The sequence below is a fragment of the Bordetella pertussis 18323 genome, from assembly GCF_000306945.1.
Lineage (GTDB): Bacteria > Pseudomonadota > Gammaproteobacteria > Burkholderiales > Burkholderiaceae_B > Bordetella > Bordetella pertussis.
On record NC_018518.1, the window covers coordinates 3,707,879 to 3,723,742 of the forward strand.

Annotated in this window: 12 protein-coding genes, 1 tRNA gene and 3 pseudogenes; 4 read left to right on the forward strand and 12 right to left on the reverse strand. The window is 68.2% G+C overall.

Going from position 1 to position 15,864, the window contains the following annotated elements; all coding sequences use genetic code 11:
- Positions 1-31: 31 nt before the first annotated feature.
- Positions 32-1,649: pseudogene (locus tag BN118_RS17560) on the reverse strand (ArnT family glycosyltransferase).
- Entirely contained in the window at positions 1,646-2,704 is a 1,059-nt protein-coding gene (locus BN118_RS17565; protein ID WP_003814720.1) for a glycosyltransferase family 2 protein, read from the reverse strand. The pseudogene BN118_RS17560 and the gene BN118_RS17565 overlap by 4 nt, the downstream one beginning before the upstream one ends.
- Before the next feature lie 129 nt (positions 2,705-2,833).
- Here BN118_RS17565 and BN118_RS17570 point away from each other — a divergent pair, with 129 nt between their 5' ends.
- The 3 genes from BN118_RS17570 (at position 2,834) to BN118_RS17580 (ending at position 6,258) form a co-directional block, all read left to right on the forward strand.
- Positions 2,834-3,349, forward strand: coding sequence for a GNAT family N-acetyltransferase (locus BN118_RS17570; RefSeq protein ID WP_014906084.1), 516 nt, complete (start codon positions 2,834-2,836; stop codon positions 3,347-3,349).
- A 195-nt stretch (positions 3,350-3,544) separates the two neighbouring features.
- The gene (gltS, locus tag BN118_RS17575) at positions 3,545-4,750 is read left to right on the forward strand and encodes a sodium/glutamate symporter (RefSeq protein ID WP_010929785.1); all 1,206 of its coding nucleotides are present in this window, start codon (positions 3,545-3,547) and stop codon (positions 4,748-4,750) included.
- The gene (locus tag BN118_RS17580) at positions 4,747-6,258 is read left to right on the forward strand and encodes a TAXI family TRAP transporter solute-binding subunit (protein WP_010929786.1); all 1,512 of its coding nucleotides are present in this window, start codon (positions 4,747-4,749) and stop codon (positions 6,256-6,258) included. Before gltS ends, BN118_RS17580 begins: the two co-directional genes overlap by 4 nt.
- 15 nt (positions 6,259-6,273) lie before the next feature.
- On the opposite strand, the gene BN118_RS17585 is transcribed toward BN118_RS17580, so the two are convergent.
- The 6 genes and pseudogenes from BN118_RS17585 to BN118_RS21125 all read right to left on the reverse strand — a co-directional run bounded on the left by BN118_RS17585 (position 6,274) and on the right by BN118_RS21125 (position 11,528).
- Positions 6,274-7,587, reverse strand: a complete 1,314-nt coding sequence (locus BN118_RS17585; protein WP_003814726.1) for a short-chain fatty acid transporter — start codon at positions 7,585-7,587, stop codon at positions 6,274-6,276.
- Positions 7,588-7,777: 190 nt separating this feature from the next.
- Complete coding sequence (locus BN118_RS17590; RefSeq protein WP_003814728.1) at positions 7,778-7,957, reverse strand: hypothetical protein; 180 nt, start codon at positions 7,955-7,957, stop codon at positions 7,778-7,780.
- 275 nt (positions 7,958-8,232) lie between these two features.
- Positions 8,233-8,307, reverse strand: a tRNA-Val gene (locus BN118_RS17595).
- 59 nt (positions 8,308-8,366) lie between these two features.
- On the reverse strand, positions 8,367-9,101 hold the full coding sequence (gene dnaQ, locus BN118_RS17600; protein WP_003814730.1) for a DNA polymerase III subunit epsilon: 735 nt from the start codon (positions 9,099-9,101) through the stop codon (positions 8,367-8,369).
- Positions 9,102-9,109: 8 nt separating this feature from the next.
- Positions 9,110-11,458: pseudogene (locus BN118_RS17605) on the reverse strand (efflux RND transporter permease subunit); the annotation flags it as partial.
- The gene (locus BN118_RS21125) at positions 11,394-11,528 is read right to left on the reverse strand and encodes a hypothetical protein (RefSeq protein WP_257792199.1); all 135 of its coding nucleotides are present in this window, start codon (positions 11,526-11,528) and stop codon (positions 11,394-11,396) included. The pseudogene BN118_RS17605 and the gene BN118_RS21125, both read right to left, overlap by 65 nt.
- A 17-nt stretch (positions 11,529-11,545) precedes the next feature.
- Between BN118_RS21125 and BN118_RS17610 the strand changes: the two genes are divergently transcribed.
- Positions 11,546-12,496, forward strand: a complete 951-nt coding sequence (locus tag BN118_RS17610) for an IS481-like element IS481 family transposase (protein ID WP_005012067.1) — start codon at positions 11,546-11,548, stop codon at positions 12,494-12,496.
- A gap of 170 nt (positions 12,497-12,666) precedes the next feature.
- Here BN118_RS17610 and BN118_RS17615 read toward each other — a convergent pair.
- The 4 genes and pseudogenes from BN118_RS17615 to BN118_RS17630 form a co-directional block, all read right to left on the reverse strand.
- Positions 12,667-13,026 (reverse strand): annotated as a pseudogene (locus BN118_RS17615) (GTP-binding protein); the annotation flags it as partial.
- 410 nt (positions 13,027-13,436) lie between these two features.
- Complete coding sequence (locus BN118_RS17620) at positions 13,437-13,907, reverse strand: universal stress protein (RefSeq protein ID WP_003814701.1); 471 nt, start codon at positions 13,905-13,907, stop codon at positions 13,437-13,439.
- A gap of 88 nt (positions 13,908-13,995) precedes the next feature.
- Positions 13,996-14,340, reverse strand: a complete 345-nt coding sequence (locus BN118_RS17625; RefSeq protein WP_003820700.1) for a protein tyrosine phosphatase family protein — start codon at positions 14,338-14,340, stop codon at positions 13,996-13,998.
- 99 nt (positions 14,341-14,439) lie between these two features.
- Positions 14,440-15,840: an aminotransferase-like domain-containing protein gene (locus BN118_RS17630; protein WP_014906085.1), complete on the reverse strand. Its 1,401-nt coding sequence runs from the start codon at positions 15,838-15,840 to the stop codon at positions 14,440-14,442.
- Positions 15,841-15,864 lie beyond the last annotated feature (24 nt).

The window sequence follows — 15,864 nt, forward strand, 5'->3', positions numbered from 1 at the left end:
ACCATGCATACAACCTATTGAATCTTCACAGCTAGCCGCCTGTGGGCGTTCCGTCACAGACACGCCCCTTGAAGGCTTCGTCCACCAGCACCAGCCAGAGGCTGCGCCGCGCGTCGGCAAAGCGCGCCGCCTGGCCGCGCAGCGGCGCGTACGCCTCTTCGTCGGCCGCCGTGCCCCAGACCCAGTAACGGCTGCCCTCCGGCGCCTGGCACAGGCGCTGCTGGAAAGTATCTGCCGAGACCAGCAGCCGCTCGCCCAGGGCCGGCTCGAACTGGACCGCGTCGTAGAGCTCCCTGCGCCAATTGTCGCGCTTGGGAATTTCGGGGTTGCTCCAGTCGTCGACCACCCACATCGGCCGGGCCGCATGGGCATACAGCTGCAGGTCGAACGGATAGGTATGCAGGGCCACCAGCGTGTCGTCCGGCCGCAGCTCGCCGCGCAGCGACAGGGCCAGCTCGCGCGAACTGCCGCGGGCGTTGAACGACGCCACGAACACCGCGGTCACGCAGATGGCCACCGCCACCAGGGCGCTGACGCGCGCCATGCGGCGCGTGGCCCGCGCCACCGCCGGGTCGCGCAAGGCGCCCATCACCACTTCGGCCAGCAGGAAGGCCAGCGGCGGCAGCACCGGCATGATGTAGCCGACCAGCTTGGACTGCGGCATGGAGAAACGCCACGATGACCGCCAGCCAGACCAGCGCCAGGCGGCGCAAGCCGTCCGGGTCGGCGTCGGCGGCCCAGAATTGCTTGCGCAGCAAGCCGCCGGCCCACAACGACCACGGCAATGCCAGGCCCGCGATGACGGGCAGGTAGAACCAGAACGGCTGCACATTGTTGAAGCCGGTCTGCGCGAAACGCTCGAAATGCTGGTGGACGAAGAAGTACTGGAAAAAGCCCGGGTAGCGTACCTGCATCAGCCAGAACCAGGGCACGGCCACCACCGCGAACGCCAGGATGGCGGGCGGCCACAGCAAGGCCCGCAGGCCGCGCCAGTCGCGCCGCCACGCCAGCCAGGCCAGCAGGATCGCGCCCGGCAGCACCAGCCCGATCAGCCCCTTGGCCAGCATGGCCAGCGCGGCGCACACGCCGGTGGCCAGCGCCATGGCGCGCCAGGCCTGCCCGCCGCGGACACGCAGCGCCGTGTCGGCGCCGGCCAGCACGCACAGCGTGATCATGCCGGCCACCAGCATATCCATGTTGGCGTACTGGGCGCCGCCGAAAAACAGCGGCAGCGTGGCCAGCACCAGCACGCAGAGCGTCGCGGACGCGGCGTCGCGATGGCGGCGCACGAACAGGTACAGCGCGACGGCGCTGGCCCAGGCGGCCAGCGCCGAGGGCAGGCGCGCCGCCCATTCGTTGACGCCGAACAGGCGGAACGACAGCTCGGCCAGCCAGTAGTACAGCGGCGGCTTGTGGAAATACGGCATGCCGTCGATGAGCGGCACCGCGAACGAGCCGTTGCGCAGCATGTCCCAGGCCACGCCGGCGTAGCGCCCTTCGTCGGGCAGCGCCAGGGGCCGCATCCAGGACAGGAAGGCCAGCCAGACGCCGACCGCGAGAAGCAGCCAGCCCGCCGCGGGCAGGGGCCAGGACCTGGCCTGGCCAGGGGAAACCGCATGGGGTTGCATGGATCGGGTAGCGAGAGTCATTGGGAACGCGCCTTGGCCGCGCGCTTGGCGCGCCCGCGGCGTTGACGGGCGATGAACAGGGGCCGGCCTTTCACTTCGTCGAAGATCCGGGCCACGTACTCGCCCACCACGCCCAGCGAAATCAGGTTGATGCCGGCAAAGAACAGCAGCGCGGTGACGATGGTGGTCCAGCCGGACACCGCGTTGCCGCTGATGAGATAGTCGGCCACCAGGTAACCGCCGTAGGACAGCGACAGCAGCGCGAACAGCACGCCGATGAGGCTGACCAGCCGCAGCGGCCAGGTGGTGAAGGCGGTCAGGCCGTCGCAGGCCAGGCGAAACAGCTTCCAGGCGCTGAAGTGGCTGGCGCCATGGCGGCGCGCTTGCGGGGTGTAGGGCACGGCCTGCGACTTGAAGCCCACCCAGGCATACAGCCCCTTCATGAAGCGGGTGCGTTCGGGCAGCGCCACCAGGGCCTCGACCACGCGGCGGTCCATCAGGCGGAAGTCGCCCGCGTGCGGCGGCACCTCGACGCCGCGCGCCGTGCTCAGCAGGCGGTAGAACGCGCGGGCGCCGACACGCTTGAACCACGGCTCGTCGTCGCGCTGGCGCCGCACCGCGTAGACCATGTCGGCGCCGTTGCGCCAGGCCGCCAGCATGTCGCCTATCAGTTCGGGCGGATGCTGCATGTCGGCGTCCAGACAGATGACGGCGTCGCCGTCCGCGGCTTCCAGGCCGGCCGTCAGGGCGGCCTCCTTGCCGAAATTGCGCGACAGCTGCACGTAGCGGATGCCCTCGACCGCGGACCATTGCGCCATCAGCTCGGCGGTATCGTCGGTGCTGCCGTCGTCGACGACGATGATTTCCCAGCTGGCACACCATTGCTCCAGGCAGGCGCGCAGGGCCGGCACCAGCACCCGCAGGTTGGCCGCCTCGTTCAGGCCCGGCACCACGCAGCTGACCTGCACGCCGGTGGCGCCGTCCCCCGCCAGCACCGCCATGCGCGCGGACTGCCCGGCGGCGGACGTGCCGGCGCCGGCAAGCAGCTGGGATCGGAATTCGGTATACATGAACACACCACGGCGAAATTGACGGGAACGGCCGCCAGTATTCGTGAAGCCCCGTCAAATTTTCATCAAATCCGCTGCCGTTGGGAGCGTTCGCCGGGCTTCGGTAAAATCGCCGCACCCCGAACGGAGAAGTACGTGCCCCAAAGTTACATTGTGCGAACAATGCGGCCGGCCGACGTGGAGGCAGTGCTGCGAGTCCAGGCCGCTGTGTACCCGGCCAGCCTGCTCGAGAGCGCCGCCCTGTTCCAGAACCGGATCGAGATCGCGCCAGCCACCTGCCAGGTCGCGCTGGACGGCCAGGATCTCATCGGTTACCTGATCGCCTATCCCTGGGACGCCGGCCTGCCGCCGGCCCTGGACCGATCGCTCGAGCGCCTGCCGGGCGCCGCCGATACCTGGTTCGTCCATGATTGCGCCGTGCTGCCCGCCGCCCAGGGCGGCGGCGTGGCCGCGGCCTTGCTGGCCGGCGGACGCGCGCAGGCGCGGCGCCTGGGCCTGCGGCGCGCCAGCCTGGTGGCGCTGGCCCAGGCCGTCGGCTACTGGCTGCGGCACGGCTACCAGCCCCTGGCGGATTCGGACGCGCTGCGCGCCAAGCTGGCCGGCTATGGCGACGGGGCCCGCTACATGGTGCGCGCCGACCTGGCCGGCTGAAATATTGAGCCCGGCGGTCAACTGGCCCACAATAGGCCATCAGCGAGACTGCCCGCCGCCCGGAAATCCGGCCAGCGGACAGGCCGGTCATGGAGCAGCCGGCCAGGCGCACGCGCCGTTGCGCCCGGCCACGGCTTTCGCGCAGCGCTAGTTCGTCCTGAGGTTTCAACCGGCCCCGGAGGGCCAAAGGCTCGCATGATTTCCCTCACGCCCGTTCAGTCGCTTCTGGCCTGCTGCCTGGTGCTGGTCGCAGGCCGCATTCTGACCACGCGCATCGGCGTGCTGTCGCGCTACAGCATTCCCGACCCCATCGTCGGCGGCCTGCTGTTCGCGGTCCTGGCCACCGCCCTGGACACCTGGGGCGGGATCCAGATCTCGCTCGAGACCAACATCAAACCCACCCTGCTGCTGATCTTCTTCGGCTGCATCGGCCTGACCGCCGACCTCAAGCTGCTGGCGCGCGGCGGGCCGCGCCTGATCGCCTTCCTGCTGGCGCTGATTCCCTTCCTGGTGCTGCAGAACGCCGTCGGCCTGGGCCTGGCCTGGCTGCTGGACATGCATCCGCTGATGGGGCTGATCGGCGGCACCATCACCCTGGTGGGCGGGCACGGCACCGGCGCCGCCTACGCGGCGCGCTTTGCCGACATCAACAATATCCAGGACGTCATGGCGCTGGCCATGACCGCCGCCACGATCGGCCTGGTGCTCGGCGGCATCATCGGCGGCCCGGTGGCCGAATGGCTGATCCGCCGGCACAAGCTGGACCCGCGCATGGCCGGCAAGGACGCCAACCAGGTACTGCCCGAAGTCGAGACCACCGCCGAGGCGCCCACCGCCACGTCGTTCATCACCTCGCTGACGGCGGTATTCGTGACGGTCGTGGTCGGCACCTACCTGGCGGGCCTGGTCGAGGACGCCCCGATCAGCCTACCGAATTTCCTGTGGTGCCTGGCCACCGGCGCGATCATCCGCAACTTCGGCGGATACGTCGGCATACGGCTGGACGACCGGGTCTCGGAAATCATCGGATCGATCTCGCTGTCGCTGTTCCTGGGCCTGACCATGATGACGCTGGACCTGTCCAGCGTGGTGCGGCTGGCCGGCCCGCTGGCGCTGATGCTGGTGGCGCAGGCGCTGGTGTGCGCGCTGTATGCCGGCTGGGCGGTGTTCCGGATGCTCAAGCGCGACTACGAGGCGGCCGTCATGGCGGCGGCGTTCTGCGGTTTCGCCATGGGCGCCACCGCGACGGCCATCGCCAATATGCAGGCGCTGACGCGGCGCCACGGCCCGGCGCCCGAATCGTTCATCGTGGTGCCGGTCACCGGCGCGTTCCTGGTCGACATCCTGAACGTGATCGTCCTGACCTCGCTGATCGCCCTGCCGTTCGTGGGAGGCATGTGACCATGTTCATCCGCTGGCTCATTCTCTCCGCCTGCCTGCTGCTGGCCGCCTGCAGCCGCGCTCCCGATACCGAGATCCTGCAGCGCGATGTCGGCCAGACCCTGGCCGCCACGTACGGCCCGGACCTGTTCGACATCGTCGCGCTGCGCCGCATGGGCTCGGCCACCGACAGCACGGCCCCGCCGGGCCAGACGCGCCGGGTGGTCTATTACGATGTGGTGCTGGGCCTGAAGAAGGACCTCACCCTGGGCGCCTGGGACCAGCCCGGCGCCGCCGCGCTGGTCAGCCTGCTGGGCGCCGGGCCGCGCAGCATCTCGGGGGTGAAATCCAGCGGCAATGCCGCCGGCGACCAGATCGTCGCCCACGCCAGCGCCATCTACCAGCGCGACGCAGAGCAATGGGTGCACGTCGCCCCGGCCAGCTTCACGGCCACCGAAGCGCCCTCGCTGGACACCGGCGCGCCGCCGCCGGTGACGCGCCAGCTGCTCCAGACGCTGGAGCAGATCACGCGTTCCGTGCCCTACAGCGCCTCCAGCACCGCCCAGCACGTGGTGCAACAGGAGCTGGAGCGCTCGGTGGCGCGCATCAATGGCCGGCTTGCCCGCCTGCAAAAGGGCTACCCGCTGGCGACCGGCCCCGACAAGGGCGAGTACCTGGCGTTCGGCCAGGCGCTGGCCGCGATCGGGCGCAACGAGCAGGTGCGCGTCATTCCCCTCATTACCGGCGGCAGCGCGGACAACATGGCCATGCTGCGCAGCGGCGCGGCGGTGGCCGCCCTGTCGCAGGCCGACATCGCGCAACTGGCCTACGAGGGCAAGGGGCCGTTCGAAAGCCAGGGACCGTTCTCCGGGTTGCGCGCGCTGGGCAGCCTGTATCCGGAGCTGGTGCACATCGTGGTGCGCCAGGGCGATGGCATCGCCACGGTGGGCGCGCTGCGCGGCAAGAAGATTGCCCTGGGCCCGTCGGGCTCGGCGGTACGCACCACGCTGGAGACCGTGCTGGCAGCCCATGGGCTGCAGCCGGGGCGCGACTATGCAGTCATCGACACGCCGGCCGCCGCGGCCCTGCCGCAGCTGAGCGAAGGACGGGTCGACGCGGTGGCGCAGGTCATCGGTACGCCGGCCGCGCCCTTGCGCGCGGCGCTGACCCAGGCGCGCCTGGCGCTGCTGCCGCTGGACCGGGCTGCGATCGACAAGCTGGTGCAGGCCGATCCGACCCTGATGGCGCTGGACATCCCGGCCAACACCTACCCCAGCCAGGCCGCGGCCATCCCCACGGTGGGCATGGCGGCGCTGCTGGTCACCACGGCCGATCTGACGCGCGACGAGGCCGCGCATATGGTGGACGTGGTATACCGGGCCGGGCAGGACCTGCTGGCCGCCGGGTCCGCGCAGGGCGCGCAGGTATCCGCGGCCAACGCCGGGCGCGGATTGAGCATTCCCCTGCACGACGGCGCCGTGGAAGCCTTCGAGAAACTGGGCGCGCCGCCCCTGCCCGAGGGCAGGTAGGCGGCTGGCGCCGGGCTAGAAGAAGCTCAGTCCCACCGAAATGATGACGCCGGTCACCAGCAGCTGGATGATGCAATAGCCCATGATGTCCTTGGCCTTCAGGCCGGCAATCGCCAGCACCGGCAAGGCCCAGAACGGCTGGAGCATGTTGGTCCAGGCGTCGCCCCAGGCAACGGCCATCGCCACCCTCGGCATATCCGCGCCGAGCGCCTGCGCCGCGCTGATCACGATGGGGCTTTGCACCGCCCATTGCCCGCCGCCCGACGGAATGAAGATGTTCACGATGCCGGCGCTGATGAAGGTCCAGAACGGCAGCGTGGCGGCCGAGGCGATCGACACGAACCACTCGGACAAGGTGGCGGCCAGCCCCGAGTCCATCATGATGGCCATGATTCCCGCATAGAACGGGAACTGGATCACGATGCCCGCGCCTCCCTTGATGGCTTCGTCCAGGCTGGCCAGCAGGCGGCGCGGCGTGCCGTGCAGCAGGATGGCCAGAATCAGGAAGCTGAAGTTGATGACATTGAGGTTCAGGCCGGCGCCGCGCACGACGTAGTAGTCGAACATGTAGGCCAGCCCGCCCGCGGCGATCAGCCAGGCCAGCAGCCTGCTGTTCTCCAGGCGCGCGGCCGGACGCTTGTCGTCGTCCGAGGCCGGCACCGAGGCCTCTTCCAGGCGCGCCGGATCGACATAGACGCTTTCCTTCTCGTCGGGCAGCATCAGCCGGTTGACCAGCGGCACGAGGATGAACATCGCCACCACGATCACCAGGTTGAATACCGCGAAAATCGTATCGCCGGTGGGAATGATGCCGATCTTGTCGGCGGAGAAATGCCCCTCGGTCGCGATGGTCAGCGGAATCGAGCCGGCCAGACCGCCGTGCCAGATGATGAAGCCGGAATAGGCGCTGGCCACCAGCAGCCGGTAATCGACCCGCACCTGGCGGGCGATCTGCTTGGCGAACAGCGCGCCCACCACCAGCCCGAAGCCCCAGTTGATCCAGCTGGCGGCCAGCGACACCACGCTGACCAGGATGATCGCCCCGCCGGCGCTGGTGGCCAGGCTGGCCAGCCGCGCCAGCATCCGCTTGACCAGCGGCGTGCTGGCCAGCATGTAGCCGGTGACCAGCACCAGCAGCATCTGCATCGCGAAAGTCAGCAGCCCCCAGAAGCCGTTGCCCCACCAGCGCACGACGGCCATGGGGGTCTGGCCTTCGATGATCATGGCCGCGCCGGCGGCGACCAGCGTCAGCAGCACCACGAATACGTAAGGGTCGGGCAAATAGCGCTCAACCATTTTCACGGCTGAACGAGACATCAGTTTGAACACATCATCCTCCTGTTGGCTGGCCAGGCGCCACGGAGGTCCATGGATAATGAACGGGCGGCGCGCAAGCCATGGTCGTTGTTCGACGATAGCCCAGGCCTGGCGCGCAGGCCCGGGGATGCGCACAGACAGCACCCGGCCGTCCGCACGCGGCGCATCCTAACATGCCGCGCGTGCCGGCCCCGCGGCCGGCTCAGTAGTAGAAAGAGTTGAAGGTAATGTATGCCTTGTAGGCGATCGTCGCGAGCGCGGCGATCAGGCCGATGCCCAGCAGGCCCAGGCCAAGGTTGCGGTCGCGCAGGCCGAAGCCCACGATCATCAAGGCGACGGCCGCCGCGATGATGATCAGCATCGTGTTCGTATCCGGGTGCATGCTTTTGTTCTCCCTGGTTGACCTGGCCGCGGCCGCCCCGCGACGATGCGGCCCGCGCGCGCCACCGGCGCCTCCCCAAAACGGCAACCCCGCCCCATCTTAGCTGCCGTGCCTGCCTTGCGGACTCTACCGCATGGCGCAGGCTTGCGCCAAATCAACGGCGACGGCCCGCCCGCGCCACAAGACGCAGCACGCGCTCGCGCAAAGGTAGAAAAAAGGAAGCGGAAATGAAGAAGGGCCGGTGCTTTTGCAAGCGACCGGCCCTTCTGGGATGCTGGTGGGTGGTACAAGTTTCGAACTTGTGACCCCTGCCGTGTGAAGGCAGTGCTCTACCACTGAGCTAACCACCCCGAAAGAGGCGAAATTCTAGCACGAAAAAAACATTGTGTGCAAACGACCGCCCGCAGGCTCAGCCAGGCTGCCCGGATTCCGCGGGCAGCGGCTCGATCGCGCGCCAGGCGCAGGCCCCGCCGACCGCCTTGTCCAGCGCCTGCAGATAGGCCGCATGCTCGGCCAATTCCGCTTCGCTGGCGGCCAGCACGGTCAGCACCGAGGCATCGAACTTGCCCAGCACCAACGCGCCGTTGGCGTTCGCGCCCTGGTCATCGACGTCGATCAGCAAGGCGTCCTGGCCGCGCGTCATCGCCAGCCAGACCTCGGCCAGCAGCTGCGAGTCGAGCAAGGCGCCGTGCAGGGTCCGGTGGGCGTTGGAGATGCCGTAGCGGTCGCACAGCGCGTCGAGCGAGTTGCGCTTGCCGGGGTGCAGGCTGCGCGCATGCAGCAGCGAATCGACAATGTTCTCGCAGTGGGTGTTCAGCGGATCGCGGCCGATGCGCTGCAGCTCGGCGTTGAAGAACTTGACGTCGAACGCGGCGTTGTGGGCGATCAGCTCGGCGTCGGCGATGAAAGCCAGGAATTGCTCGGCCACTTCGGCAAAGCGCGGCTTGTCGGCCAGGAACTCGGTGGTCAGGCCGTGCACCGCCAGCGCCTCGGGGTCGCTGTCGCGGTCGGGGTTCAGGTAGAGGTGCAGATTGTTGCCCGTGACCATCCGGTTGACGATCTCGACGCAACCGATTTCGACGATGCGATGGCCCTGGGCCGGGTCCAGGCCGGTGGTTTCCGTATCGAAAATGATCTGGCGCATAAGCGGTGCTACTCCGAGGCGGGCGGCACGACGGCCGGCCCGGTATGGCTGGCGCCGGTGCGCTGCCCTTGCGGGCGCGCCGCGGCGATCATCGAATACGCCACCGGCACCACGAACAAAGTCAGTAGTGTACCCAGCATCAGCCCGCCGACCAGCACCCAGCCGATCTGCTGGCGCGATTCGGCGCCCGCGCCCTGCGCCAGCGCCAGCGGCACGGTGCCCAGCACCATGGCGCCGGTCGTCATCAGGATGGGACGCAGGCGCAGCACGCTGGCCTCGACCACGGCCTCGTGCATGGCCTTGCCCTGGTCGCGCAGCTGGTTGGCGAATTCGACGATCAGGATGCCGTGCTTGGTGATCAGCCCCACCAGGGTGATCAGGCCGATCTGGCTGTAGATGGACAGCGTGCCGCCGGTCAGCCACAGCGCCAGCAACGCCCCGGTCATCGACAGCGGCACCGACAGCATGATGATGAAGGGATTGCGCCAGCTCTCGAACTGGGCCGCCAGCACCAGGTAGATGAAGGCCAGCGCCATGGCAAACACCAGGTAGATGCTGCCCGACGAGTCGCGGAACTCGCGCGACTGGCCATCGAGGTCGGTGATCACCGTATTGGGCAGCACGTCGCGCGCCACCCGGTGCATGTGGTCGAGCACTTCGCCCAGCGCATAGCCCGGCGCCACCGCCGCGTCGACCTTGACCGCGCGCAAGCGGTTGAAGTGGTTGAGCGACTGCGGCGACACGCTTTCGCGCACCGACAGCAGGTTGTCCAGCTGCACCATGCTGCCATCGCGCGCCCGCACGTAAATGCCCGAGATGTCGGTGGGCGTGGCGCGGTCGCCCTGCACCACCTGCACGATCACGTCGTACTGTTCGCCCTGGTCCTTGTAGCGCGTAACCTGCCGCCCCCCCAGCATGGATTCCAGGGTGCGCCCGACCACTTCGACGCTGGCCCCCACGTCGGCCATCTTGTCGCGATCGACGTGCACGCGCAGTTCGGGGGTGTTCAGGCGCAGGTCGGTATCGATGTTCTGCAGGCCGGGATAGTCGCGCAGCGCATTGGTGAACACGCCGACCAGCTTGGCCAGCTCGGGATACGAGGCCTGGCTCATGATGATGAATTCCACCGGCTTGGAACGGGCCGACTGCCCCAGCGAGGGCGGATTGGTCGGGAACGCCCGCACGCCCGGCAGCGACGCGAACTTGGGCTGCAGCTCCTGGGCGATCTGCTGCTGGCGCCGGGTGCGCTCCTCCCAGGGCGTCAGGCGCAGGATGGCCGTGCCGTCGGTGACCGTCGGAAAGCCCACCGTCACCTGGGCGGTGGCGGCCTCCGGGATGGCGGCGTAGAACTGTTCGATACCCAGCATGCTGTCGAGCGTGTAGTTCAGCGTGGCGCCTTCGGGCGCACTGACGATGCCGAACACGACGCCGCGGTCCTCGATCGGGGCCAGTTCGCTCTTGACCACCGAGAACAGCACCCCGCTGGCGGCCGCCACCACGGCGCCCACGCCCACCACCGTCCAGCGATGGCGCAAGGCCAGCTCCAGCGCGCGCCGGTAGCCGCGCCCCAGCGCTTCCAGCCAGCCCTCGATCAGGTTGTACCAGCGATTGTGGCTGTACTGGTGCCGCAGCAGCACCGAGCACATCATGGGGGTAAGCGTCAGCGCCACGAAGCCCGACACCAGCACGGCGCCCGCCAGCGCCAGCGCGAATTCGATGAACAGCCGCCCGGTGCGGCCGGTGGCGAACGCCAGCGGCGCGTACACCGTGACCAGGGTCAGGGTCATCGCCACCACCGCGAAGCCGATCTCGCGCGACCCCTGGAACGCCGCCTGCTTGCGCGGCATGCCTTCCTCGATGTGCCGGAAGATGTTCTCCAGCACCACGATGGCGTCGTCGACCACCAGCCCGATGGCCAGCACCATCGCGAGCAGGGTCAGGGTGTTGATCGAAAAGCCGAACAGGTACATCAGGGCGCAGGCGCCCACCAGCGATACCGGGATGGTGACGATGGGGATGATGCTGGCGCGCAGGTTGCGCAGGAAGAAGAAGATCACCAGCACCACCAGGATGATGGCTTCGCCGATGGTCTTGAACACCGAGTCGATCGAGCGCTCGATGAACACCGACGAGTCATAGGCGATGTTCAGCTTCATTCCGGCCGGCAGGCTCTGGTTGAGCTGCACGATCTCGGCGCGCACCGCCTTGGAGAGCTCCAGCGGATTGGCGGTGGACTGGCGCGTCAGGCCGATATTGATGGCCGAACGCCCGTTGTAGCGCGACAGCACGCGATCATTGGCCGCGCCGATCTCCACCTTGGCCACGTCGCGCAGGCGCACCGGATAGCTGTGAAGATTCAATAGGTTGTATGCATGGTTCATCCGAACCGGATTTGAGAAACTGGAAATCGCCAACCCCCCAGTTCACTCAAGGAGCCCGGCCGGATGAACACCCATAAGCATGCCCGATTGACCTTCCTACGTCGACTCGAAATGGTCCAGCAATTGATCGCCCATCAAGTTTGTGTGCCTGAAGCGGCCCGCGCCTATGGGGTCACCGCGCCGACTGTGCGCAAATGGCTGGGCCGCTTCCTGGCTCAGGGCCAGGCGGGCTTGGCCGATGCGTCCTCGCGCCCGACGGTCTCGCCCCGAGCGATTGCGCCGGCCAAGGCGCTGGCTATCGTGGAGCTGCGCCGCAAGCGGCTGACCCAAGCGCGCATCGCCCAGGCGCTGGGCGTGTCAGCCAGCACCGTCAGCCGCGTCCTGGCCCGCGCCGGTCTGTCGCACCTGGCCGACCTGGAGCCGGCCGAGCCGGTGGTGCGCTACGAGCATCAGGCCCCCGGCGATCTGCTGCACATCGACATCAAGAAGCTGGGACGTATCCAGCGCCCTGGCCACCGGGTCACGGGCAACCGACGCGATACCGTTGAGGGGGCCGGCTGGGACTTCGTCTTCGTGGCCATCGATGACCACGCCCGCGTGGCCTTCACCGACATCCACCCCGACGAGCGCTTCCCCAGCGCCGTCCAGTTCCTCAAGGACGCAGTGGCCTACTACCAGCGCCTGGGCGTGACCATCCAGCGCTTGCTCACCGACAATGGCTCGGCCTTTCGCAGCCGCGCCTTCGCCGCGCTGTGCCATGAGCTGGGCATCAAGCACCGCTTTACCCGACCTTACCGCCCACAGACCAATGGCAAGGCCGAACGCTTCATCCAGTCGGCCTTGCGTGAGTGGGCTTACGCTCACACCTACCAGAACTCCCAACACCGAGCCGATGCCATGAAATCCTGGCTACACCACTACAACTGGCATCGACCCCACCAAGGCATCGGGCGCGCTGTACCCATCTCCAGACTCAACCTGGACGAATACAACCTATTGACAGTTCACAGCTAGGAGGTGACATGGGAAAGATTTGCCTCTGGATGGGAGAAAGCGGCCGGCCGGGCTTGCCGTGCCGGCGCATTGGTGTCACTCTACGCATAGATATCGGTACAGTACCGGTACACTTTTTCATGTCACTTTAATCACTGGCCTGGTAAAACCACCATGACAGTTGCGACTTCTTGCACGCCGCCCACCGAGTCGTAGACCATGCAGGCGCCGTCGAGCACCCGCATCGAGCGCTCGACCTCGATGGTGAAGTCCACGTGCCCCGGGGTGTCGATGATGTTGATGCGGTGTTCGGGATAATTGCCGGCCATGCCGCGCCAGAACGCCGTGGTGGCGGCCGACGTGATGGTGATGCCGCGCCCCTGCTCCTGCTCCATCCAGTCCATGGTCGCCGCGCCTTCGTGCACCTCGCCCAGCTTGTGGGTGATGCCGGTGTAGAAAAGGATGCGCTCGGTGGTGGTGGCCTTGCCCGCGTCGATATGGGCGCTGATGCCGATGTTGCGGTAGCGTTCGATGCTCGTCCTGCGAGTCATGATGGCCTCTTGATGGCAAGGGATCGTGGTTTTTCCACGCGTCGCGGAGGTCGTCCGCGCCGCCTTGCGCACCTGCGCTGCAATCGGCTGTGGCTGGATCTGGCGCCGATGCGCTATTGCAGACAATACTACGACTGGCGCCGCCCATGGCAGATATCCCTGGCGTCGCCGGGGTGGCTTGCCGCAAGGCGCGGGACATCTCCCGCGCCTGTCCCGTCCTGTCGCCGGAGGTGCCTGTCCCCGCCGGGACAGGCACCCGGGCCCAGGAAAACCCCCACGCTGCGCCCGCTGTGCGGGCGTGCCTGTCCCCGCCGGGACAGGCACACTGTCGTACGCCATCGACGACAGGCCGAAAAAAAGCCCCGCGGCCTGCGGCCGGCGGGGCGTGTACGGCGCCGGGACTGCCGGCGCTATTTCTTGTCCTTGTCTTCCTTGACCCGGTACACCAGCACGGCCGTGTGGGCCAGCGACAGCACCTTGGCGGTCACGCTGCCCAGCAGCAGGCGCGACAGGCCGCTGCGGCCGTGGCTGCCGATGAAGATCAGGTCGCAGCCGGCCTCGCCGGCGGCCTGGACGATGCCGTCGGCCACGTTGAAATTGGACACCGCGCGCGACTCGGCCTTGACCCCGGCGGTTTCGGCCCGGTCGAGGATCAGCTTGAGGTATTTCTCAGCCTGTTCGGCCGAGGCCTTTTCGTAGTCTTCGTCGGTAATGGCGTAGGCGGCGGCCATGCCATCGAACCCGATGGTGGCGGCAAACGGCTGCGTGACATGCAGCGCGACGACTTCGGCGCCGGTGGAGCGGGCAAAGCAGATGCCCGCATTGGCTGCTTGCGCGGACAGCGGGGAACCGTCCGTGGGAATCAGGATCTTCTTGAACATGCTGCCTGCTCCTGTCTGGTAAGAGACTCCATGCTAACGGAAAACCACCCGCCGACGCACCCCGGGGGAGACCCGCCCTTGACCCGCGTCAACCCAGTTGCTGGGCGGCCGCGAACAGGTTGGTGCAACGGGTGCCGGTACGGCAGTAGGCGAGCACAGGGCCCGGCATCGTGCGCAACAGCTCGGCGAAGCGCGCGACGTCGGCGGCGGTCATCGCGCTGCCGACCACCGGCTGGTACTCGACCTGCAAACCCAGCGCCTGGGCGGCCTGCGACACATCGGCGGCGGTCGGCTGGTCGGGGCCGCCTTCGAAATCGGGCCGGTTGATGATGACGCTCTTGTAACCCGCGGCGGCCACATCAGCCATGTCGGCCGGCCCCAGCTGGGGCGCGACGGCGAAATTCTCGGTAAGGGGCTTGATAGCGGCGGACATGGTTGCAACCTCGAATGGTGAAACGCCGGACAGGCGGGATCTGTGGAAAGTATATTCAGTTCTGCGGATCGGCGTATGCCCGGCGCGGCTTCGTCGGCCCTATTGCGCCATCACCGCGGCGATCGATTGCCAGATGCCCGGCGTATCGACCATGGCGACCGAGAACCGCAGCATGGTCGACGGCGCGCCGCTGGGCGAGAACAGGGTGCCCGGCGCCAGCAGCATGCCGCGCTCGGCCGCGTTGCGCGCCACCGGCTCGGAATCGCGGCCGCAGTCGGCCCAGACGAACATGCCGGCGTGCGGCTCGTGCGGGACGGACAGCCCGAGCTGCTGCAGGGCCTGGATGCTGCGCAGGCGCGCTTCGTTGACGCGCGCGCGCACGCGCTCGATGTGGCGCTGGTATTGCCCTTCGACCAGCACCCGGTGCACCACCCGCTCGCCCAGCTCCGGCGAGGTCAGCCCGGCCAGCATTTTCAGGTCGGTCAGGCGCTGCAGCGTCTCGGCCCCGGCCGCGATATAGCCCACGCGCAGACTGGCCGCCAGCATCTTGGAAAAGCCGCCCACCAGGATCACGCGCTCGAGGCGGTCGAGCGCGGCCAGCTTCATGGCGCCGCCCGGGTGCAGGTCGGCATAGGTGTCGTCCTCGACCACCATGAAATCATGGCGCTCGGCCAGGCGCAGGATGTCGTAGGCCGCGCCGGCCGACAAGGTATGGCCGGTGGGATTGTGGACCGCGCCGTTGATGATGTACAGGCGCGGCTTGTGCTCGGCCGCCAGGCGGTCGAGCATGGCCAGGTCCGGGCCATCGGGGCCGCGCGGCACCCCGACGGGACGCGCGCCGAATGCAGCCAGGCGCCCGAAGATGACGAACCACGCCGGGTCTTCGACCAGCACCGTGTCGCCTGGCTTGATCAGATGGCGCGCCACGATGTCCAGGCCATGCGTCACGCCATTGGTGGTGAGCAGATTGCGCTCCGGATGGGCCGGCACGCCATCGGCCTGCAGCATGGAAGCCAGCTGCTGGCGCAGCGGCGCGTAGCCTTGCGGGCTGCCGTACGACACCAGGTTGCCGCGCACCGTGCGGCCCACCGCCCGCACCGCCGCGGCCACCATGTCGGGGTCGAGCCACTCGGGCGGCAGCAGGCCGGCGCCGCCCGGCATGCCGGCGGCGGTTTCGCGGAACATGTTGCGCAGCAGCCAGCTCACGTCCACCCGCACCGGGGTTTCGGGCGCGGCCTGCGGCACCCGTGCGCTCGCCAGGGCGGTCAGGGAGGCGCTGCGGGCCCGCACGAAGAATCCGGCGCCGTGCCGGGATTGCACCAGCCCGCGCGCCACCAGCCGGTCATAGGCCTCGACCACGGTGAAGCGGCTGACACCGCTTTGCTCGGCCATCCGACGTATGGACGGCAGCCGGGTGCCCGGCCGCAGGCCGTGCTCGTCGATGCGCCGCGCCAGGTCATCGGCCAGTTGCGTCACCAGGGTGGCATCGGCCTGCCGCACCGGCTGCCACCCGGCGCCGGAGGG

Excerpts from the sequence above, each read along its gene's own strand:
- gltS (WP_010929785.1), top strand. The coding sequence starts at position 3,545 with ATGATTTCCCTCACGCCCGTTCAGTCGCTTCTGGCCTGCTGCCTGGTG.
- BN118_RS17590 (WP_003814728.1), bottom strand. The coding sequence starts at position 7,957 with ATGCACCCGGATACGAACACGATGCTGATCATCATCGCGGCGGCCGTC.
- dnaQ (WP_003814730.1), bottom strand. The coding sequence starts at position 9,101 with ATGCGCCAGATCATTTTCGATACGGAAACCACCGGCCTGGACCCGGCC.
- BN118_RS17610 (WP_005012067.1), top strand. The coding sequence starts at position 11,546 with ATGAACACCCATAAGCATGCCCGATTGACCTTCCTACGTCGACTCGAA.
- BN118_RS17620 (WP_003814701.1), bottom strand. The coding sequence starts at position 13,907 with ATGTTCAAGAAGATCCTGATTCCCACGGACGGTTCCCCGCTGTCCGCG.
- BN118_RS17625 (WP_003820700.1), bottom strand. The coding sequence starts at position 14,340 with ATGTCCGCCGCTATCAAGCCCCTTACCGAGAATTTCGCCGTCGCGCCC.